Origin of the sequence: Bacillus sp. 22190 (assembly GCF_052045575.1) — a bacterium.
Classification (GTDB): Bacteria; Bacillota; Bacilli; order Bacillales; family Bacillaceae; genus Bacillus; species Bacillus altitudinis.
Window position 1 is genome coordinate 54,318 of sequence record NZ_JBQEPF010000014.1, and the last position, 19,736, is coordinate 74,053.

The following is a 19,736-nucleotide window of genomic DNA, read 5'->3' on the forward strand; positions in this document are numbered from 1 at the left end:
AGAGGTGAAACTATGTTTGCAATTGGTTTGAATGAATTCAAAGCACTGTTTAAAAGTATACGCTCTATCCTAATTATTATTGTCCTAATTGGAATTACAACCGGTACGGCAAAAATTCTTAGCCAATTTAGTGACCAATTGAAATCTTTAGGTCTAGGTGATAATGCATATGTGGGTGGATTAATGGTATTACTTTTCATTGCTGCCCCACTATTTGTCACCAGTCTAGCCCATCATGTAATCAATAAAGAGGTATACTCTCGTACTGTTCGATTTTTAGTGACGAAAACATCTAGAAATAACATATTATTAGGAAAGTTTTTAGGTAATCTTCTTTTTTGGATTGTATGTTTAACAATTTCCTTAATATTAATTATCCCGTTTTCAAACACTTTTTATTTTCTAGAATTAATACAATGTATTGTGTTTATTTCTTACTTCTTAGGGTTAACTCTATTACTATCCACTATCATTTCAAACCCATCTATTACAATGTTTCTAGGTATTACATTGTCGATTATTTTACCTGTTATCGGTATGATTAGCATTGGGTCAAATAATATTATCATTAAAATGATTAGTTATATCACACCCTATTATTATTTCACTCAAGAGCAGACTGCTTTTACATATATAGTCATCCTTTTCCCAATTTTGTTTATAATCGTAAGTTTAATGCTTTTTAGAAAGAGGGATTTATAGTGTATGCACTCAAAACGACCAATCTAACAAAGAGATATGGAAATAAAATTGTTGTTGATAAAATGAACTTATCAATCGATAAAGGCACAATATTTGGTTTTCTAGGGAAGAATGGTGCCGGTAAATCAACATTTATAAATATGATTACAGGTATAATTGAACCAACTGAAGGACTTTATGAAGTATTGGGCTATAAAAAGAATCAACAAAAATCAATCTGGGGTAAAATAGGGGTTCTCCCTGACTATTCTACATTCTATGAAAATATGACCGCACTAGATCATTTGAAATACTTTAGTCAAATATTGAAATTAGATTTAAAACAAGAAGATTTAATTGAACTTCTAGATAAAGTTGAGTTAAAAGATGCAGCTAAGTTAAAGACTAAAAATTTTTCATTTGGAATGAAAAAAAAACTAGGGATCGCCCAAGCATTATTAAATAAACCTGATTTAATTTTTTTAGATGAACCGACTTCAGGGGTAGATGCAAATTCAGTATTAAATATCCATTCTATTATTAAAGAAATCGCCACAAACGGTACTACCGTATTTCTAACCTCACACAATTTAGATGAAGTTGAGAAATTATGTGATGAAGTTGCTATTATGAACAAAGGTGTCATTCAAATTAAAGGAAGTATGAAAGAGTTAAGAACAGCATACAAAAAGAATATGACCGTTTATATTAAGCATAGTGTTGCTTCAATTGCACAGATTGAGTCATTAAAAGTAGACCTTAAGAGTCTTTCTATAAAAAATGAAATCAGTGAACTATCATCTCAAATAACCATTGAAGATGAATCATCTATACCATTAATCAACAAGCTTTTTATTTCTAAAAACATTGATGTATTTAGAATAGAAGTCGATGAGCCATCATTAGAAGAAATATTTCTTAATATTGGAGATAATAATTAAGAATCCTATAAAAAGTAGATTTAGTATCCAAGTGGTACTAAATCTACAAAGGATAAGGAGGATTATATTTGTATCAATTGAAGGAGCCCTCAAAAAATTATTATGATTGGTATTCAAAAGGAATAGCAGAGCAAACTTCTATCAACATACCTAATGATCATTCATTAGATCTATTTACTGTTCAGAAACCAACATAATTTAAATCTAATTCAGGCACTGACTTAAGTTGAAACTTTGATTACGTAAAAAAGGGCTAAACATTTTAGCCCTTACCTTTTTCATCCTTCCAAAGCACACGCTTCACATAAAACAAAATCCCCAATCCAAACAAAATCAACGGCAACTCCCAGTCTGCAGAAATCGGCAGCCATTTCAACATCATGAGAATCAGCAAAACAGCTCCCACACCTGCATAAAAGACCACCGTTTTTTTCAATTCTTGGTTTGATTGAAACAAAACGCTCTCCTCCATAACTCTGATTATGATCGTTTTTCTAGTTTTTTTAATATTTTTTCCCAGCCGGTATCTCCCATTTTCCGATCAATTAATTGCCCCTCTTTATCTATGAGGCAAAAACTTGGCAATCCTTGAATTTTATATTTTGTGACAATCTCATAATCTTTATCCCACATAATGGGAGCAATAAGATTCTTTTCCTCCGCATATTTCGAAACAACCTCTATCGATTTTTCTTCTTCCGTATATGGAACATGGACACAGGTTAAATGGATACTCAACTGATCCACACTATATAGAATGTGATCGGTTAATTCTTCACAATGCGGACAGTTAACTGACCAAAAATAAAGAAGCTGAGTATGCCCTTCAGGTAAATACCGCTGATGTGAAGAATGAATCCAAGGAAGGTGCTCAGGCCATTTAAGTATTTGCGTTTCCACTACTCATCCCCCTTTTCTTTTAATTGAAAAGCGATGATTTTTCCTAGTGCCTCTTCTGCGGCAAAAGGGGCCACATTTCCTGATGGATTCTCTTGTTCCTGTTTTAGGCACTCGTACATATTTTTTTCGATTTTTGATGGGTCAATCCAAGAGATACACCACGACGCCCAAAAACAAGTAGGACCCTTATAGCGTTTTGCCAAAGACAGAAGAAATGGCAAACTAGGCTGACCAATTCTCATGAGTGAGATCGCAGCCGCCATTCTTGTCTCCTCTTCTTCACTTTCTAACAGTTTGGCAAGAGCTTCTGCTGCGTCCCCTGCATCTGCTCCAAATTCACCAAGAACCGCTGCTGCAATATTCCGCAAAGAACCCTCTTCTTTTAAGGCTTCAACAAGCACTGGCACTGCCTCTTTTCCTGATTTCCTTAACTCCCCCATGGCTTGAACGATCGTTACTTCATTGGTATTGACTAAACGTTCAACCGATTGGGATAGCTTATCTTCTGGTTTCATGACAATCAACTCCTCTTTTTAATGAGTCCCACGGCATCGATAACACATCACATAACATACACATCCAGCAAATACACATGTCATCGTTGTAAACCAGCCATTAGTGAACAGATGAATCCCAATGATGACTGCAGCACTTATGACAGATCCGATGAGCAATGATCGATAATAGATGCCCAAAGAAAGACTCGCTTCTCGTCTCAAAGGCTGCGTAAAGGCAAAGAGCCGAATGGTCAAAAACCAAATATAAACCCCTACCCCATAAATGGCCCAATACAATACATCATGAATCTCTAACAAGATAAGAGAAACCAAGTAGACACCATACAACCAAAAGGTTTGAAACACTTCCAATAGAAGAATTTTTTGATATAAAGCACCCGGAAAAAGATACAGCAATCCCGTTTGCCCGTGTCTTACAATCCCCGCGTAATATGAACTGAGCAGGACAGATGCACCAATGACCAGAAAGAATAGAGTCAACCAATTTGAAAAATAAGAACTGACGACATAATAAGTACCGATCAACAGCATGGTAGATAACAGATGGAAGGCAGCATACTTTTTGATCATCAATATTTCTAGCCAAAGGAAAGCCCAGATGCCCGTTAATGTTGAAAGCCCCCACCACGTCTTGCTTTTCTTTGGACTTATTGGATTTGCATGAACCTGTTTCCCCTCAAATTCCTCCCAAAATGCCGCCTCTTTGACTAACGACTCCATCATCTCTATACGATGACTCGACCTGTACATCATCATGAAAGATAAAATCATCATTCCAAGTAATATCAATACAGAAATGAATGAAAACTCCACTATCATGCGTCCGACTTGATACATAAAAGAAGCAGATATCTCCATCATTGACGACTGTTTCAATATCAATTGATTCATAATAAGCAATGAAAGACAACCAAACATCAGTATAAAACCAATGAAGAGCACTCGCTTATATACTTGAATGGTTCTTGCACAAGATACCGCAATCATCCATGTTTCGATCATACATAACAGCGCTGTTAACAGGAGTGATTTACCAAGTAGAAAAAAGTACTGCTTCGTTAAACAAAGAAGGAGGATATCAGCCATCACAGCAGAAACAATGAGAAGAGCACATCGCCAAAAAATGTGATATACCCATACACTCATCACAACCGTCCATAAGGAAGCACCACTTCCATACAACCACATGATATCGTTCATCTGACTAGGCAATCGATTCGAAAACAAACCAAAGCCAGTATAAAGAACAAATAAAACGACAATGAACCATCCAGCTGTACTCGCATTCCAATCGCCCATACTTGAGACTGCGCTCAGCTGAAAACCAATGGCAGCAATCATAAGCAGCAAGATCAAAAAGGGCATTTTCTTTTCTTGATTTTTACTGATCAAGCGCCTTTGGGATTTCATCCATAAAAGGGAAAGCGTGTTATTCACTAGACCACTCCCCTAGAAGTTGAATGACTTCTGCCCGCCACTTCATTTGTTCTTCCTGCCGCTTAGGAACAGCGATACTTTTCATGATGGCACCGTCTCGAATCAATATCACCCTACTAGCCGTATCAAGAACAAACTCTAGACTATGAGTGGACACAAGAACCGAACCACCTTGAAGACTCTTCTGTATCAGCCAATCTGACAACCATTGTTTCGAAGGGATGTCTAACCCAACAGTCGGCTCATCTAAAATAAAAAGGGAGGCATCTTGCACAATGGCCCCTGCTAAGACGACACGCTGTTTTTGACCTCTTGAAAGCCTTCCGCACAATTCGTTCATCTTCATTTCGATATGTACTTCTTTCAACGCCTCAAATACCTTTTCTTTGATCTGTTTTAAACCTTTATGATAGCCTCTCGCACGAAATTGAACATGTTCAGCAACCGTTAAATCTGGGTACAAATATGGCTGATCTGGAATAAGAGCTACTTGTTTTTGGACATGGGAATGACCAGGAGGAAATCCCTCTATGAGTATTTCCCCTTGATCAGGTTGATAGAGACCTGTTAAACATCGAATGGTTGTCGTCTTCCCCGCACCATTAGGCCCAAGCAGTGCCACAACCTCCCCTGCTTCAATATAAAATGAAAGGCCCTCTATCCCATCACCATTGCTATATCGTTTGCTTACATTCTGAACCTCCATGAATGGCATCAAATCTCTCCCTTTTATTAGAGTGATGTATGCTGATCTATGGTGTTTTTACGGTGGAATGTAAATGTAATTAGACCCACTTATCATTTACCACAATATTACCATATTAGGTATAAAAGGGTAAGAGAATTATAATCATTTAAAATACTAAAAGATAACAAAACAAAAAAGATTGGGCATCAATCATCCCAACCTTTTATCTATTAAATAAACCAATTCAAACCGAATCCATATCCCGACAAGCCCATGCATCCACCTCTACCTTTAAAGCAGGTGAAGCCAAAGCCACCACATAAATCATCGTCATACAAGGCAGGTGGTCTCCTAAAAACTGACCCATGATTCGTTTTCTACTCTCAGCATCAAACTCCCCTACTAAATAGAACACAAGCTTCGTTATATCTTCCACTTTCATATCTGCCGCTTCTACATTGCGTTTTACATTCTCTAACGCTAGCTCGAGCTGTTCCATCGGGCTCTCTGGGATGGTCCCATCGACTTCCATCCCCACTTGCCCTGATAAGGTTAACCACCGCTGCGGCCCTGTTGTCTCTATTTGATGGATGTACGGTGCAACTGGCGCATGAATGGTCTCAGGATTACGTGATGTTTTCATTGATCAAACCCCTTTTCTGAAAATACAATCAATTTCCACCTATCATACCAAACTTTCTTCCCATCCTACCTGCATATGCTCCGAACGAAGCCAAAAAAAAGACCTTTCTTCAAAAGAAAGACCTCTCTAAAATGATGCTCCGCTCCGATGTTCAATTTGATGAATCCAATTCAAATCCGCCTCTAAATGAAGCAGCGTGCCAGAAATCAATAAGTACCGACTCTCATCACCTTGCACAAGACATTCCGTTTTCAGCTTCGTGAGTTCCATCACATCTTTCATGATGACGGCTTTCTGCTGCTGAAGCATTTCTTTTTCTTGATGAAATCTGATTTTCCGTGCACAGCCCCATTTAAAGTGAAAATCATCCTTTGCAGCATGATATGGAACAGGTGCCAACAGCCATGATTCCAGCTCTTGTCTGCCTTCTTCCGTCACGTCGTACAGCTTTCGATCTTGGTCATCTATTCCCACTGCTGTCACCAATTGATCACGAATTAACCGATCAAGCGTCGTGTAGATTTGACCCGGGTTGATTTTTCCTTTTATTCCGAGCAATGACTCCAGCTCTAGCTTTAATTCATATCCATGATGTTGCTGCTGACAGAGCGATGTTAAAATTCCGTATTTCACTGACATATGATTTAACCTTCTTTGAGAGATGATATCATCTCTATTTTACTCGCTGTCGCACTAGAAATCCATGAAGCCGCTAAACTGAGTGCAATTCCTGCGATCACTGCCAGCAACACATGCACAAATGGCAGCTGAAATGAAACAAATCCACTGAGCCAATCAGATTGGCTTGAGACATATAGAAGAATCACACCAAATAAAATGCCGCCAATCACACCTGATAACCCAATGAGCACACCTTCTCCGACGATCATTTTTCTCACCTGCTGCTTTGTCAGCCCAAGCGCCCGCATGGTGCCAATCTCAGATGTGCGTTCAAGCGTGTTCATCAGCAGAGTATTGGCTGTTCCAATGCTCGCGAGCCCAATAATGAAAATGAGCATCATAGAAATTAACTCGTTCATACCAGTTAAAGCCGATGTCGTTGATTCAATCTCATCCTCTATTGTTTTCACCTTTGAAAGCCGCTGCCCAAAGTCTTCCCATAGCTGATCTCGTAAAGTCTCACCGGCACCTTTGTCTTTTAACGTAAGCAGGATATCAAGGGGCTGCGTCCACCCTAAATCCTCTTGTAAAAATGTCTGATCGACAAATGCCACATAACCCGAATGATGAGAAGTCTTGACCACATCAATGACTTGTAACTGCTGCCGGCCAGAAGGTGCATTGAGATACACACTCTCTCCAATACGCCCACCCCATTCATCAAACGCACGCTCTCCTAACACGATAGAAGGCGTTTCTGATAATCGTTGATACAAATCGCCTTTATTGTCACCTTCTATAAAAGAAGGTCCTTTCTCATCCACACCGATGATAGAAAATTGTCTTTTCTCTCCATGGGCCGTTTCCCATGTCAAAGGAGCCGCTTCCATCATCGGTTCCACCCGCTCAACAGACTCATAGGATGACAGCTTTTCTTGATCCGCTTTCGTCCATGGCGCTTCAGAGGTAACCCTGAGATCACCGCCGTACGTTTGACGGATCTCTTTTTCATAGCCATCTGGAGCCGATTCAATGACCGCACTTAAAAGCAAGATCACAGCAATCCCAACAGCTAGAATCGCCGCCGTATTGGCATTTCGATTCAGTTGCTGCGTAACATGCTGCGAGGATAGATGGCCCGGGTAACCAAAGACAAACTTCAAAAAAGGCGCCAACAACCGGTTCAAAAAGAGCAGAAAAAATGGGAATAACAGAACCATGCTGGCTAAAATGCCAAGATAAGCAGCCGGATGATCCACCCATACAAATGAAAGCAATCCTATCCCTATCACCGCTCTAATGACGGATTGTTTTTTCGGTGTAGAAGTTTGGGTAGTGGATTTTAAAGTCAGCAGCACAGACGTTTTCCCTGCATGATAGATCGGAAATAACGAAAACAGCACAGGGAACACAATACCAACGATCACTGCTATTACAACAGGCACTTGCCAATCTAACGAATACACCATATCAAAAGCGAACACACCAAGCAGTGTTTGCATGAACACATCTCCAAGCCAAACGCCAATCGGCACCCCAATGGCTGTTCCAATACATGCCAAGATCAAAACCTCAATCAACATCAGCTTAGAAACAGAGCCCTGCGTATAACCAAAGCTCTTCATAATCGCAAATTCCTTTTTCCGTTCCATCACACTCGTATAAATCATATTAAACACGATAAAACCGCTCATAAACATCGACAGCCCTGCGATGAGGTAAAAGAACGTGTACAACCCGCCAATGTCATTACTTTGCCGGTCATCCGCCACCACAGGCTGGACAAAAACATCGGCATCCTTGAACTCTTTCTGTAAAGATTGAAAGAGCTGCTCTCCGCCATCATTCGTCTGAAATCTCATATAAGAAAGCTGATGATCGAGTCCCGTCCAGTCTCTCAATAAATCAAGCGGCGCCATCACACGAAAACTCGATGATTCTGCACTCTTCCAGTCACTCGGACTTGAAAGCAGCTGTGTATATTCCACAATGGCAGATACCTTCGCTTCGCCCAAATCAGAAAAACGAATGGTATCTCCCACTTTTTTATTCAGCAGCTTCGCCACAACATCTGGTATGACCAACCCCTGATTATCCAAACGCCCTTCAATCACAGGCAGCTTCAGTAAAGAGCTCGTTTGATCTTGTACTCCGGTAATTCGTACCGCCCGTTGGTTAAGAGAGTGATCACCTTCTACATCAAAAAACGTCTGTTTATCCAGCGCTAATAATGATCCTGTCACATCAGGATGCTTTAAAATGGATGAGATCTGTTCCTCATCATACGTATGATCATCACTCAACACCCAATAATCTGCATCAGCGACATACATTTGCTCATAGTAATGAAACACATCATTTGTCGTTCGATCGGCAATGAGCATCGACGTGACAAAAGCAATCCCCACCATGATGCCTAAGACAGAAAGGGCGAACCGCTTTTTATGCTGAATCATGTTACGCCATGAAATTCGCCACATACCGAGCATAATCATCATCCTTTCTAGAGATCACTTGATCAATAACACCGTCTTTAAAAAGGATGATTCGATCCGCAAATCCTGCTGCGAAAATATCATGCGTCACCATGATAATCGTCTGCTTGCTTTCTCGATTGAACTTGCACATTAACGCCAAAATATCCTCCGCTCTATGCCGGTCCAAGTTCCCCGTCGGCTCATCTGCTAACAGCACTGACGGCTGATTGACTAGAGCTCTTGCAATCGCTACACGCTGCTGCTGCCCGCCGCTCAGTAAACTAGCCCGTTTCCGTCCAAGTCCATTCAAGCCAACAGCCTCTAACAGCTCTACAACCGTCTGTTGATTCTCCTTTGTTAAACGTCCATCTGCATGCAGCGGAAACGCCACATTTTCTTCGACAGTTAATGTAGGCAGCAACTGATAATTTTGAAACACAAACCCTATCTGTTTTCGGCGAAAAATCGTTCTCTCTTTCTCATTCATCTCACTCAACTGATGCTCATCTATCAAAATCTCTCCATCAGTAGGCAGATCAAGCCCGCCTAACAGCTGAAGTAATGTACTTTTTCCAGAACCACTCGGTCCCATCACCGCTACAAACTCCCCTTCTTCTACCGTCAAATCAACGCCCCTCAGCACCTCAGTCCGCTCCTGGCCTTGAAAGAATTCCTTCTTCACATTCTCGATCTGAATCATCTGCAAACTCCTCCCATCCCTTTACGGAGTAATTATATACTAAGTATATATTATTTCAACATTTAAATCATGATAATATGTATTCACATCTTATTTATTACTTACTAAATACATAAAAAACCCTTTAGATTTTCATATCTAAAGGGTACATCATGCTATAATTCTTGTTTTCTAAAAAGAAACCATCCGATGAGAAAAAAGAAACCAATCAATACCGATACACCTAGAAAGCTTGTGAGTGCCTGATCCGAATAAGTCCCTCTATGAATCATCTCCTCAGCCGCACTTGTGACGCCTTTAGGTGCAAACTTCCCTAATGTATCCTCATAAAACGAAGGAACGGTAAACAGGATGAGGTTGATCAAAAGGGAAACGCCGCCCGCAGTCACTGAACGCTTAAAGAACGCCGATGCACAAATGGTCGATACTACAATGAGCAGTAGGTTCGGATAATACAAAAGCGTTCCTTTTAACACATCGCCCCAATCCACATGCCCAAATTGGATGTCCACATAATAAACGGAAGCAAGCACCGCCACTATCAAACTAAACAACGTTAAACAGGCATAGGCACATATTTTTGAGGCATAATAACTCATTCGACTGATCGGTTTCACCATAATCATCGCCGTCACCCCAGAGCCACGCTCTCCAGCAATCGTCCCCATCACGATCATAATGAGGATAAACACGCCGAGTGAATCAAATTTACTCAATGCACTGGCTAAAGCTTCTCCAGTACTAGGCTCTGGTATATAAAATGTAGACCCTTCAGGTAAATTAGCCGATTTCGATAAAAGGTCCGGCAGCATTTTGAGCGTAATAGGCTGTGTAATCATTAAAATCGTAAAAATGATCGGCACAAATAAGATTTTATAACTAGTGAATAACTCCCTAAATTCCTTTTTCAACATCATCATGCCGTCACAACCTTCATGAAAATATCTTCAAGCGTTAGCTTAGATAGTCGATATTGGAGAAGAACACCGCCAGTTTCAGTGATGAGACCCGGCAGCTCCTCCAATGCCGTATGTTGATCTTTGACTCGCACCTGATAAGTGCCTCCTGTCTCCATACATCCCTCCACCCAATCCCGTTCTTTTAACAAAGCCACTAGTTTCGTATTCTGTTGTTCTAATTGAAATTCAATCACGGGCTGGATATAGTCTTCTTTGATCTGTTTCATCGAAGAGGACATCTCAATTTTGCCGCTGTTGATCATGATAATATGATCCGCCACACGTTCAATGTCATCTAAAATATGGGTCGACATAAAGATCAGCATCTCATGCTTTAGACGCTCAATCAAAGTCAGGACGTCTTTTCTCCCCATGGGATCAAGTGCCGACACAGGCTCATCTAGGATCAGAACCTGTGGGCTATTGATCAGTGCCTGCGCAATGGCAAGTCTCTGCTTCATGCCTCCACTATAGCTGCCAATAACGCGATCCTTCGCCTCATACACACGGCAAAGCTTCAACAGCTCCTCTGTTTTGGAACGAATGGTGTTTTTCTCTAAATGAAATAACCCGCCAACCCAATGCATCCACTCCTGCCCCGTCATATCTTGATAAAATGCAGGATGCTGCGGACAGTACCCAATCACCTGACTGATTTGATCCATGTCCTTTGTGACATCAAAACCTGCCACCTTCACAATGCCAGACGTAGGACGAGCAAGCCCCGTCAAAATCCGGATCGTCGTTGTCTTTCCCGCTCCATTGGCTCCTAAAAAGCCAACACATCCAACCTCCCCAACAGAAAACGAGACATCTTTTAACACTTCATGCCGTCCATACGATTTCGTCAGGCCTTGACACTCCAACATATTCAAGCGAATCCCCCCTACTAAGATTGTTTACGACCAAAAATGAAATACGCAATAGGACCAGCACTCGCCACAAATACAATCACCAAAGCCCAAACCCACTTCACTTCTCCCCTAATCCTCGATGGATCTCTTTTCAACAAATCAAACAAACCAATCACCATTAAAATCGCTTGCAGAAAAATAAGAGGTAAAATCATCTTCATATCCATCCACACCACTCCCTTTCCAAACACCAATTTGTTTTGGTATTACTTCTTTTGACGACATGAAGAGAGAATTCGTTCAAATGGATTTTATTTTTATTGGTCGAATGGTCTATAAATATAAAAAAGCCCAGTGAAGATTATTCACTGGGCTTGCTTGTGATGATCATGACGAATCTCGCAAAATCTTTTCCATCGTCTTTCCTTTTGCTAACTCATCAATCAGCTTATCTAGATACCGAATATTTTTCATCGTTTCTTCCTCAATGTCCTCTACCCGAACACCACAGATGACTCCTTTGATTAAACTGCGGGAAGGATGAAGCTCAGGAGCCTCGGCAAAGAAGCTTTCAATGTCTATCTGCTTGTCCAACTGCTCCTGTAACTCTGCTGGACTGTACCCCGTTAACCAACAAATAATCGTATCGACTTCAGCCTTCTTTCGACCCTTTCTCTCTGCCTTTGCGATGTAGAGAGGATAGACTTTTGCGAAGCTCATTGTGTAAATTTCGGGGTTGGTCATGTGTTCTTCTCTCTTTCATTTTTGAATATTCAAGCTGTATTACCTTCTCTAGGTGCCGCTCTCTTAGTATGCCTATTCCCTTTTTATTACCTGCATCTTTTTTAAAAGACCTATATTTAAGAAATTGAACGAAACAGAGTCTTAGAAATACACAAATCGGTCCTTCAACGGTAGTAGGACCACAAATCAACAAAAAAGAGCTTATAAACAATGCGATATAAACGATTAAGAAAAAAATAATTCCCCATTTTTCTTTTTTTAAGTACCGATAAAAATGACATCCCCCCTTATAAATGTGCATCTCTAAAAACACGATAAAGTTCTATAATGTAGATATATAGTATCTCATAATATGTAGACAAAATTAAGGAAAAATGATACATTGAATGTATAGTTTTATTCAAAAGGATGATAGTAATGGTAAAAGTAAATAATGTTCAACCACTACGTTCAATAGAGGACATACAGAAAATGAAAAACTCTCTGATTAGATACTGCTCCTATAGAGACTATTTTTTATTTGTTTTGGGTATCAATACAGGCTTTAGAATTAGCGATATACTTCCTCTAACAGTCAAAGATATAAGAGATAAAAAACATATAGTTATTAAGGAAAAAAAAACAGGCAAACTTCGGTCAATCCATGTAAATAAGTGTTTAAAGAAAGAGATAGATGAATACACCTCTCTCATGAGTTATAGAGAGCTTTTATTTCCTTCTCGAAAGGGATTAGAACCAATCACTTTAACGCAAGCTTATCGGGTGCTACAAAAAGCATCTAAGATTGCAGGTATTGAGCATGTCGGGTCCAGAACACTCAGAAAAACGTTCGGTTATCATCATTATCAAAAACACAAAGATATTGCAGCACTTCAAGAATTTTTTTCTCACCCTTCTATACGAATTACTAAATTGTATATTGGAGTTATAGAAGATGAAATTGAAGATAAATTAAAGTAATTTAGTTAATAGTTTAACTAGTAATGGAGGATTCATATAATGATAAAGTTACAAGAACGAGGAAGAGGTAAATTTAAACCTGCCCCAAATTATAAAATAGATGAAGTAAAAGCTATATTGTATGAAAAAATAGCTGAAGAAACACAAAATGTTAATGATGAACCAGATAGTTATCAACTCGAGGACTTAATGTATGCTACTGACAAATTCAATATAGTTTCACTTTTCTGTGGAGCTGGTGGTTTAGATTTGGGGATAGAATTAGCAGGGCTTGATGTAATTATAGGAGAAGAGAATACTAATGAGTCATTTGAAAACAAGGAAAAGTTTGAGATGGTACGTGCGAATGGTCTATTTCATCATTTATATTCTAATGATTTTTTCAAAGAAGCATTAGAAACATACAAAAAAAACTTTCCTGATTCAACCTACACACATAATAAAGATATAAAAAAGGTAAAACAATTCCCAACTGGGGATATTGTTCTCGGGGGATTTCCTTGCCCTGGCTTTTCAGAGGCTGGACCTCGCCTCGTGGATGACCCAAGAAACTTTTTATACATCCATTATATTCGTTGTTTAATACAAACAAAACCAAAATTTTTTATAGCAGAGAACGTTAAAGGGATGCTGACTCTAGGTAAAGGAGAGGTATTTAGACAAATTAAAGAAGACTTTGAGGCCGCAGGATATCGAGTTTATCATAAACTTGTTAATTCAAGAGATTATGGAGTCCCGCAAGTGCGAGAAAGGGTATTTTTAGTAGGTGTTAGAGAAGATATTGATTATGAATATGAATTCCCAGAACCTACACACGGTCCAAATTCTGATTTGTTCTTACAACCATACGTTACATTGAGGGAAGCCATTGGTGATTTGGAGAATAACCCTGGTCCTTACTTTACAGGGTCCTACTCTTCAATCTTTATGAGTCGTAACCGTAAGAAAAATTGGGAAGAACAGAGTTTTACTATCCAGGCTTCTGGCAGACAAGCTCCAATACATCCTGGTGGTCTCCCTATGAAAAAAGTTGAAAAAAATAAATGGACTTTTCTTGATGGTGAAGAAAACAATCGCAGGTTATCGGTCAAAGAAATAGCAAGAATTCAAACTTTTCCTGATTGGTATGAATTTAGTGACGGTAATAATGATAAGATGTCTGTAAATGGACGTTTAGATAAGATATACAAACAAATCGGCAATGCAGTTCCTGTTCAGTTAGCTCGTGCCATTGCAAAGCCAATTGCTAACTGGTTATATGAAAACAAATAAGAGTGACCATTTGAGATTTGATATTCAAATCTCAAATGGCCATATTTAATTTTAAAGCTCTTCTTTAACTGGTATGTAAATATTGTAATCACTCTTTAATTCTTTTAATAGTCTATTATGATTCAGAGCGTTAGGACTGACCTTAACATATTCACCTAATTGGTTTAACTGAGATAAAGTTGTCACTGTTGTCATTTGTGGGAGACGATTATAAGGTTTAAACTGAGTATATATGCCTTTTCCTCTATTAGTTCCTTCAGTCAAAGGATTAATCGGTCGATAAATAATTTTAAAATTTCTACTTAAACGCAAAATTACCTCTTCATTGATTGGCTCTAGGTTTGAAAACAATTCATTAATATTTTGTGGTGATCTTTCTGAAACGTATAAGCAATTAGCAACATGAAGCCCTGAACCAAACCCTGCCACCACAGTTAAAATATCTTCATATGTAAAGACTTCTGTAAACTCTTTCGCAGTATTACCAGAACGTTTTCCGAAACAGATACTTACACCAACATACAGAGAAGCTGATGGATGGTCTCTCCACCAATTAGACCATTCAGTGCAGTCTAAAGTCAGTCTATTAAATGCTTCTTCTCCAAACTCTCCAATCACTCGTTTATGAGAATACCAATTCCCGAAATAATCAGCACTACTGAGTTTTGCTGATATTTTGATTGGCTCAGAGTTCTCTAATTGGATAATGACATCAGTTTTAGAACCTGAACCCCCAACTCTTTTCACTTCAATAATTCTTGCACCAGGTCGTACTCCTATATCCTCCATCCACTGTGGTATATTAAAAGGTATTGTTGAACTATCTCGTATGGATTGAACAATATCGTGTTCAAACTGGTCAGTTATTTTAGACAATTAATTCTCCTCCTATTATTTTGGCAAATAGTCTATTTGTCATTAGGTATATACTAACATCCATTACTGAGGAAAAAAAAGCATTTCACTATAAATTATTAAATGAACAAACCTTTAGAAGATGAACAAAATAAAAAATACTCACATATATATTACAAATTCTTCTTAATTATTTTGAACATGTCTTGATAATCCACAGCTCATCGTTTTTGATAAAGCATCGTCCAATTCCGTATACTGTACTTGTTTCCACTCATCTTCTCACTCCCCTCTTTCTTTTAATTAATTCAATTTCTTGACCATGATTTTCGAGTGATTCAGGAATGAATATTAGCTATCATACTTATTTTCTTATTCTACAATCTTTTTTTGTGGACCTTGCCTGTACTTAAGTGAACAATCGTCCACTGTTTATAAATAATGGCTTTAAAATTACTATTATCTCACCTCTCTGCTCCAATTGATTATTGAACTTGCACTACCGAATATTGTAGTTTGACTACTACAATTAATGAATGCTCCTATATTTCCATTAATCAATAATTTGCGACCATTTCGTATTTACCGCCTTCTTTTCCAAAAAAATCTTTACTCACTCTTTTCATACAACAAAAAACACGAGCGAAAATCGGACGTGGTGATTCCAATTTTCGCTCGTGTTAAGGGAACGTTTTATTTGACCAAGAGTACAGTTTATTCTGGCTAGAGAATGAATTGCTCTAAAACTTCCCTACTCCACCGTCACACTCTTCGCAAGGTTACGTGGTTTATCCACATCACACCCGCGGTGAAGGGCTGCGTAGTAAGCGATTAGCTGTAATGGAACAACAGATGCAAGTGGTGCAAGTGCTGGGTGTACAGCTGGAAGGACGAAACGATCGCCTTCGTCTTCTAGGCCTTTTAGTGAGATGACACATGGGTTTGCGCCGCGTGCAACGACTTCTTTGACGTTACCGCGAATGCTGAGGTTCACATGCTCTTGCGTGGCAAGGGCAATGACCGGTGTGCCTTCTTCAATTAAAGCAATCGTGCCGTGTTTGAGTTCTCCGCCAGCAAATCCTTCTGCTTGGATGTAAGAGATCTCTTTTAATTTTAGTGAACCTTCAAGGCACACATAGTAGTCAAGTCCTCTTCCGATAAAGAATGCGTTACGTGTCACTGTGAAGAAATCACGAGCGATTTGTTCCATTTCATCCTTTTGATCGACAAGGGCTTCCATTGCGTTTGCTACAATCCCAAGCTCTTTCACAAGATCAAAGTCAAGAGATTGACCATTTAATTCAGCTGCAACAGATGCAAGGATCGCAAGAACAGCGATTTGTGCTGTGTAGGCTTTTGTTGAAGCCACTGCGATTTCTGGTCCTGCATGAAGAAGCAATGTGAAGTCTGCTTCACGAGAAAGCGTAGATCCTGGTACGTTTGTGATCGTTAATGCTTTATGACCAAGTTCTTTGACTTGAACAAGTACAGCACGGCTGTCCGCAGTCTCCCCAGATTGAGAAAGGAAGATGAACAACGGTTTTTTAGATAGAAGCGGCATGTTGTAAGAGAATTCACTTGCTACATGAACTTCTACAGGTACTTTTGCCCAGTCTTCAATGTATTGTTTACCAACAAGTCCAGCATGGTAGCTCGTTCCGCAAGCCACAATATAAATGCGGTCTGCTTCTGCTACTGCGCTTGCGATATCGCCAGCGACTGACAGCTTGCCGTTTTCGTCTTGATATTCTTGGATGATTTTGCGCATCACTAGCGGCTGTTCATCCGTTTCTTTTAACATGTAGTGAGGATATGTGCCTTTCTCAATATCGCTTGCATCTAGCTCAGCGATATAAGAAGGACGTGTCATGATATCACCGTCAAGGTTTTTAATAATAACCTCGTCTTTAGTAACAATGACCATTTCTTTATCCATTAATTCCGCATATTCGTTTGTTACTTGAAGCATCGCCATTGCGTCAGAAGCCACAACGTTGAAATCTTCTCCGAAACCAACCAATAATGGGCTTTTGTTTTTCGCCACATAGATTGTTTCTTTGTTTTCGTTATCGAAAAGGGCAATTGCGTAAGAGCCTTTTAGTTGAAGAAGCGTTTGACGGAAAGCTTCCTCTGTATCAAGACCTCTGTTCACAAATTGTTCGATGACTTGAACAACAACCTCTGTATCTGTGTCGCTTTTTAGTGTGACGTCTTGTAAATATTCACGTGTCAATTGTACATAGTTCTCGATGACACCGTTATGAACAAGCGTAAAACGGCCAGAAGCACTTTGATGCGGATGCGCATTTAGATGGCTTGGTACACCGTGTGTTGCCCAGCGTGTATGTCCAATTCCTGCTGAAGATGCCACGTTTGCATCAACGACTTCACGAAGCTCAGCGATACGTCCTTTTTCTTTAAACACATGCACGCCATCTTCGTTTGCCACAGCGATACCTGCTGAGTCATACCCACGGTACTCAAGCTTCTCTAAACCTTTTAATAAGATTTCCTTCGCATCATTCTGACCAATATAACCTACGATTCCACACATAAATATTCTTCCTCCCGATCATGTGAAAGGGACAAAGAAAGCCTACTAAAATAGAAGGGACATTTCTTCGTCCCTCTCTACATGTTTATTTTGGGAGATCATGTGTATTCCCTTTGTACAAAGAGTCACCTCTTTGCTTTAAAGAAACACTTACGGCTGTGATCTCTATATTTGATCAGCCGGGAGGCATCCGCCGAAAAATTCGATAACCTCCATCCTCGTCAACTAAGCATCTGTCTCGTTCGATCGCTTAGTTCGGGCGCTATAATTATAAGAGTGGCTGAACATCTACCCTGCCTTTCCTGCTAGAATAAAAATCCAGTAACACAAGGATGATTGTACTATAAGGTCTGACCTCCGTCAATCACAATTTAGCGGGTGATCCCTTTCATGTGAGAAAGTGAGACCTCCCTACACTATATGCGATGAGGCTTGTCACGTTCTACCTTTGATGTGCTCTCTTATGTATGAAAGCAAGCAGCAAATTGCCCTCGCTTATATCATTCGTATAGAACTTTCCTCTTATGACGTTTATTCGAAAAAAAAGCAAACCGCTGCTTTGCGATTTGCTTTACATCAATTACTCAATACCCATTTCTTCTTTGACAACAGCCGTAATGCGAGCCACGTATTCATCACATAGCTCTTTTGTTTTCGCCTCTGCCATGACACGTACAAGCGGCTCTGTTCCTGATGGACGCACAAGGATGCGTCCGTCACCGTTCATCTCTTTTTCAACCTCTTGGATCACAGCTTTTACTTTTTCATTTTCTTCCACTTTATACTTATCGGATACCTTCACATTCACTAGAAGTTGCGGGAATTTCTCCATTTCAGCTGCAAGCTCTGATAATGTTTTTCCTGTTGCTTTTAGTGTATTCACCAGCATGATTGCTGAAAGCATGCCATCACCTGTCGTATTATAATCAAGGAAGATCAAGTGGCCTGACTGCTCGCCTCCGACATTATAGCCATCCTTTTTCATCGCTTCGACCACATAGCGGTCACCAACAGCGGTTTGAATGCTCTTAATGCCTTGCTTCTCAAGCGCTTTATAGAAACCAAGGTTACTCATGACCGTTGACACGACCGTGTCATCCTTCAATCGGCCTTCACCCTTTAGATAACGTGCACATATGTACATAATTTGATCGCCGTCTACAATATCACCTTTTTCATCGACTGCAATTAAGCGGTCGCCGTCACCATCAAACGCAAGACCAATATCCGCTCCTTTTTCTTTCACAAAAGCAGAAAGTGCCTCTGGATGAGTAGAACCTACGCCATCGTTGATATTCAATCCGTTTGGTGATGTTCCCATTGTTGACACATCCGCATCTAAATCCGCAAATAAATGTGTTGCAAGAGAAGAGGTTGCACCATGTGCACAGTCAAGCGCTACGTGAATACCTGTGAAATCCTCGTCCGCTGTCTGCTTCAAGAATTGCAAGTACTTCTGTCCGCCTTCAAAGTAGTCATTCACGGTTCCAAGATCGGCGCCAACCGGACGTGGCAGTTGATCAACTGGCTGATCCATTAGCTGCTCAATTTCATTTTCCTGTTCATCTGACAGTTTAAAACCGTCACCGCCGAAAAATTTAATTCCGTTGTCTTGAACTGGGTTATGCGAAGCTGAAATCATAACACCTGCTTCTGCATCCATTGCCTTCGTTAAATAAGACACACCAGGTGTTGAGATCACACCTAAACGCATGACTTCAGCCCCAATTGAAAGTAAGCCTGCTACGAGTGCTCCTTCTAACATATGACCAGATACACGCGTGTCTCGTCCAACGAGTACCTTTGGACGTTCTTTATCCTTCGTGAGCACATAGCCGCCAAATCTCCCAATTTTAAATGCGAGCTCTGGCGTTAATTCGCTATTAGCCACACCCCTTACACCATCAGTTCCAAAGTACTTGCCCATGTTTC

20 protein-coding genes are annotated in these 19,736 nt (G+C 39.9%); 4 read left to right on the forward strand and 16 right to left on the reverse strand.

Features of this window, described 5'->3' with window-relative positions; all coding sequences use genetic code 11:
- The first annotated feature begins 12 nt into the window (after positions 1-12).
- A complete protein-coding gene (locus ACTJKA_RS16105; RefSeq protein ID WP_035704355.1) occupies positions 13-702 on the forward strand; it encodes an ABC transporter permease subunit in 690 nt (229 codons plus the stop codon).
- Positions 702-1,622 (forward strand): ABC transporter ATP-binding protein, encoded by a 921-nt coding sequence (locus ACTJKA_RS16110; RefSeq protein WP_035390643.1) that lies wholly within the window; start codon positions 702-704, stop codon positions 1,620-1,622. Before ACTJKA_RS16105 ends, ACTJKA_RS16110 begins: the two co-directional genes overlap by 1 nt.
- A 262-nt stretch (positions 1,623-1,884) precedes the next feature.
- Here ACTJKA_RS16110 and ACTJKA_RS16115 read toward each other — a convergent pair whose 3' ends face one another.
- The 13 genes from ACTJKA_RS16115 to ACTJKA_RS16175 all read right to left on the reverse strand — a co-directional run bounded on the left by ACTJKA_RS16115 (position 1,885) and on the right by ACTJKA_RS16175 (position 12,163).
- Positions 1,885-2,079: a hypothetical protein gene (locus tag ACTJKA_RS16115; protein ID WP_017358887.1), complete on the reverse strand. Its 195-nt coding sequence runs from the start codon at positions 2,077-2,079 to the stop codon at positions 1,885-1,887.
- 23 nt (positions 2,080-2,102) lie between these two features.
- Positions 2,103-2,522 carry a TlpA family protein disulfide reductase gene (locus ACTJKA_RS16120; protein WP_035704352.1) on the reverse strand — a complete coding sequence of 140 codons (420 nt, stop codon included), beginning with the start codon at positions 2,520-2,522 and terminating at the stop codon, positions 2,103-2,105.
- Positions 2,522-3,037, reverse strand: a complete 516-nt coding sequence (locus tag ACTJKA_RS16125) for a HEAT repeat domain-containing protein (RefSeq protein WP_113767280.1) — start codon at positions 3,035-3,037, stop codon at positions 2,522-2,524. The genes ACTJKA_RS16120 and ACTJKA_RS16125 overlap by 1 nt, the downstream gene beginning before the upstream one ends.
- 18 nt (positions 3,038-3,055) lie before the next feature.
- The gene (gene skfF / locus ACTJKA_RS16130) at positions 3,056-4,477 is read right to left on the reverse strand and encodes a sporulation killing factor system integral membrane protein (RefSeq protein ID WP_079919439.1); all 1,422 of its coding nucleotides are present in this window, start codon (positions 4,475-4,477) and stop codon (positions 3,056-3,058) included.
- A complete protein-coding gene (locus tag ACTJKA_RS16135; protein WP_048002315.1) occupies positions 4,470-5,192 on the reverse strand; it encodes an ABC transporter ATP-binding protein in 723 nt (240 codons plus the stop codon). The genes skfF and ACTJKA_RS16135 overlap by 8 nt, the downstream gene beginning before the upstream one ends.
- Positions 5,193-5,409: 217 nt before the next feature.
- A complete protein-coding gene (locus ACTJKA_RS16140) occupies positions 5,410-5,808 on the reverse strand; it encodes a RidA family protein (RefSeq protein ID WP_025206640.1) in 399 nt (132 codons plus the stop codon).
- 126 nt (positions 5,809-5,934) lie between these two features.
- Entirely contained in the window at positions 5,935-6,447 is a 513-nt protein-coding gene (locus ACTJKA_RS16145; RefSeq protein WP_048002314.1) for a PadR family transcriptional regulator, read from the reverse strand.
- A gap of 5 nt (positions 6,448-6,452) precedes the next feature.
- The gene (locus ACTJKA_RS16150) at positions 6,453-8,918 is read right to left on the reverse strand and encodes an FtsX-like permease family protein (RefSeq protein ID WP_440607843.1); all 2,466 of its coding nucleotides are present in this window, start codon (positions 8,916-8,918) and stop codon (positions 6,453-6,455) included.
- Positions 8,887-9,606, reverse strand: coding sequence for an ABC transporter ATP-binding protein (locus ACTJKA_RS16155; RefSeq protein WP_440607844.1), 720 nt, complete (start codon positions 9,604-9,606; stop codon positions 8,887-8,889). Before ACTJKA_RS16155 ends, ACTJKA_RS16150 begins: the two co-directional genes overlap by 32 nt.
- 155 nt (positions 9,607-9,761) lie before the next feature.
- Complete coding sequence (locus tag ACTJKA_RS16160) at positions 9,762-10,526, reverse strand: ABC transporter permease (RefSeq protein WP_440607845.1); 765 nt, start codon at positions 10,524-10,526, stop codon at positions 9,762-9,764.
- Entirely contained in the window at positions 10,523-11,440 is a 918-nt protein-coding gene (locus tag ACTJKA_RS16165) for an ABC transporter ATP-binding protein (RefSeq protein ID WP_440607846.1), read from the reverse strand. Before ACTJKA_RS16165 ends, ACTJKA_RS16160 begins: the two co-directional genes overlap by 4 nt.
- A gap of 14 nt (positions 11,441-11,454) precedes the next feature.
- Positions 11,455-11,646, reverse strand: a complete 192-nt coding sequence (locus ACTJKA_RS16170) for a PLD nuclease N-terminal domain-containing protein (RefSeq protein WP_025206634.1) — start codon at positions 11,644-11,646, stop codon at positions 11,455-11,457.
- A gap of 160 nt (positions 11,647-11,806) precedes the next feature.
- Positions 11,807-12,163 (reverse strand): DUF2200 domain-containing protein, encoded by a 357-nt coding sequence (locus ACTJKA_RS16175; RefSeq protein ID WP_345911787.1) that lies wholly within the window; start codon positions 12,161-12,163, stop codon positions 11,807-11,809.
- Between the two features lie 417 nt (positions 12,164-12,580).
- Here ACTJKA_RS16175 and ACTJKA_RS16180 point away from each other — a divergent pair, with 417 nt between their 5' ends.
- Positions 12,581-13,123, forward strand: a complete 543-nt coding sequence (locus ACTJKA_RS16180) for a tyrosine-type recombinase/integrase (protein ID WP_144668369.1) — start codon at positions 12,581-12,583, stop codon at positions 13,121-13,123.
- Positions 13,124-13,162: 39 nt separating this feature from the next.
- Positions 13,163-14,395 carry a DNA cytosine methyltransferase gene (locus ACTJKA_RS16185; RefSeq protein ID WP_144668371.1) on the forward strand — a complete coding sequence of 411 codons (1,233 nt, stop codon included), beginning with the start codon at positions 13,163-13,165 and terminating at the stop codon, positions 14,393-14,395.
- A gap of 51 nt (positions 14,396-14,446) precedes the next feature.
- On the opposite strand, the gene ACTJKA_RS16190 is transcribed toward ACTJKA_RS16185, so the two are convergent.
- The 3 genes from ACTJKA_RS16190 to glmM form a co-directional block, all read right to left on the reverse strand.
- A complete protein-coding gene (locus tag ACTJKA_RS16190) occupies positions 14,447-15,271 on the reverse strand; it encodes a hypothetical protein (RefSeq protein ID WP_144668373.1) in 825 nt (274 codons plus the stop codon).
- A 730-nt stretch (positions 15,272-16,001) separates the two neighbouring features.
- Positions 16,002-17,804 carry a glutamine--fructose-6-phosphate transaminase (isomerizing) gene (gene glmS, locus ACTJKA_RS16195; protein WP_007498541.1) on the reverse strand — a complete coding sequence of 601 codons (1,803 nt, stop codon included), beginning with the start codon at positions 17,802-17,804 and terminating at the stop codon, positions 16,002-16,004.
- Between the two features lie 580 nt (positions 17,805-18,384).
- Positions 18,385-19,731: a phosphoglucosamine mutase gene (gene glmM, locus ACTJKA_RS16200; RefSeq protein WP_008360584.1), complete on the reverse strand. Its 1,347-nt coding sequence runs from the start codon at positions 19,729-19,731 to the stop codon at positions 18,385-18,387.
- Positions 19,732-19,736: the final 5 nt, after the last annotated feature.

Excerpts from the sequence above, each read along its gene's own strand:
- ACTJKA_RS16105 (WP_035704355.1), top strand. The coding sequence starts at position 13 with ATGTTTGCAATTGGTTTGAATGAATTCAAAGCACTGTTTAAAAGTATA.
- ACTJKA_RS16125 (WP_113767280.1), bottom strand. The coding sequence starts at position 3,037 with ATGAAACCAGAAGATAAGCTATCCCAATCGGTTGAACGTTTAGTCAAT.
- ACTJKA_RS16135 (WP_048002315.1), bottom strand. The coding sequence starts at position 5,192 with ATGCCATTCATGGAGGTTCAGAATGTAAGCAAACGATATAGCAATGGT.
- ACTJKA_RS16140 (WP_025206640.1), bottom strand. The coding sequence starts at position 5,808 with ATGAAAACATCACGTAATCCTGAGACCATTCATGCGCCAGTTGCACCG.
- ACTJKA_RS16145 (WP_048002314.1), bottom strand. The coding sequence starts at position 6,447 with ATGTCAGTGAAATACGGAATTTTAACATCGCTCTGTCAGCAGCAACAT.
- ACTJKA_RS16150 (WP_440607843.1), bottom strand. The coding sequence starts at position 8,918 with ATGCTCGGTATGTGGCGAATTTCATGGCGTAACATGATTCAGCATAAA.
- ACTJKA_RS16155 (WP_440607844.1), bottom strand. The coding sequence starts at position 9,606 with ATGATTCAGATCGAGAATGTGAAGAAGGAATTCTTTCAAGGCCAGGAG.
- ACTJKA_RS16160 (WP_440607845.1), bottom strand. The coding sequence starts at position 10,526 with ATGATGATGTTGAAAAAGGAATTTAGGGAGTTATTCACTAGTTATAAA.
- ACTJKA_RS16170 (WP_025206634.1), bottom strand. The coding sequence starts at position 11,646 with ATGGATATGAAGATGATTTTACCTCTTATTTTTCTGCAAGCGATTTTA.
- ACTJKA_RS16175 (WP_345911787.1), bottom strand. The coding sequence starts at position 12,163 with ATGACCAACCCCGAAATTTACACAATGAGCTTCGCAAAAGTCTATCCT.
- ACTJKA_RS16180 (WP_144668369.1), top strand. The coding sequence starts at position 12,581 with ATGGTAAAAGTAAATAATGTTCAACCACTACGTTCAATAGAGGACATA.
- ACTJKA_RS16185 (WP_144668371.1), top strand. The coding sequence starts at position 13,163 with ATGATAAAGTTACAAGAACGAGGAAGAGGTAAATTTAAACCTGCCCCA.
- glmS (WP_007498541.1), bottom strand. The coding sequence starts at position 17,804 with ATGTGTGGAATCGTAGGTTATATTGGTCAGAATGATGCGAAGGAAATC.
- glmM (WP_008360584.1), bottom strand. The coding sequence starts at position 19,731 with ATGGGCAAGTACTTTGGAACTGATGGTGTAAGGGGTGTGGCTAATAGC.